This window comes from Alkalibacterium putridalgicola (assembly GCF_900109825.1).
Lineage (GTDB): Bacteria > Bacillota > Bacilli > Lactobacillales > Carnobacteriaceae_A > Alkalibacterium > Alkalibacterium putridalgicola.
Map to the genome: position 1 here is coordinate 1 of NZ_FOBL01000071.1, position 1,037 is coordinate 1,037.

The following is a 1,037-nucleotide window of genomic DNA, read 5'->3' on the forward strand; positions in this document are numbered from 1 at the left end:
AACCTGAATAATTCATAGTACCTTGTCAGAACAGGCATTTATCCCGCTTTGATAAGGTTTATCACTCTATTCCTTCTTCACCCGTTGGGTGAAGAAAAAAATATACAAAAAGAGCACACTCTATGTTATTGTAAAGTCGACGAAAACAACAAAAACAAGAGGTGTGCTCAATGTCAACTTTACAAGAAAAGCAACTACAATTCAATCCCCATTTGGTTATGTCAAACGATGGCGGTCAATTATCCAATGATTCCGGTCTCCTTTTACTCTTTGAATTTTTTCATAAGATCAAGTTCAAAGAGCTGGTTAACGAGTTATTGCATATTGACGATTCAAGAAACTATTGTACACATGACTATATTGATTTATTTATGCAGGTTCTTGTGCAGTTAATAGCCGGTTACTCAACGGATTCTTCAGCCAATTGGCTACGTCACGATCCAGTTTTTCAGCAGGGGCTAAATAAAACGACCTTAGGTTCACAGTCGATGGTTTCTCGTTTTATTCATCAACTGTCGGAGGAGAATATCGTTCAACTTCAATCAATTGCCAAGGCATTGACCACTATCTATATCGGCCAAAAAAATACACAGCATATGATCATTGACGTGGATTCTACTCACTCAGACACCTTCGGAAAACAAGAACAGACTGATTTCAATACTCACTACGGAACAACGGGTTATCATCCCTTAGTGGCTTTTGATGGACTGACTGGTCTGTTTCTGGGTGCCGAACTTCGTCCGGGCAATGTGTACACGTCTAACAATGCAGAAGTCTTTTTAGCAGACATCATCTCTCAACACAAACAGCACTCATGTGATATGTTTTTAACTGTCCGAGGGGACAGTGGCTTTGCCAAACCTGAGATCTATGAGTTATGCGAGCAAGAAAAAGTGAAGTATATTATTCGTTTAAAAGTCAATGCACGACTGAAGAACATGGCTCAACAAAAGGTCCTTTACGGACCAGATACAGACTTTACACATAAAGAATCACAGTATTTCAAGATTGATTATCAAGCTAAATCTTGGGAA

Annotated in this window: 1 protein-coding gene; it reads left to right on the top strand. The window is 39.0% G+C overall.

Annotation, left to right across the window (positions count from 1 at the left end; genetic code table 11):
- Positions 1 to 170: 170 nt before the first annotated feature.
- A partial coding sequence (locus BMX84_RS12370; protein ID WP_091490365.1) for an IS1380 family transposase occupies positions 171 to 1,037 on the top strand: 867 nt, incomplete at its 3' end.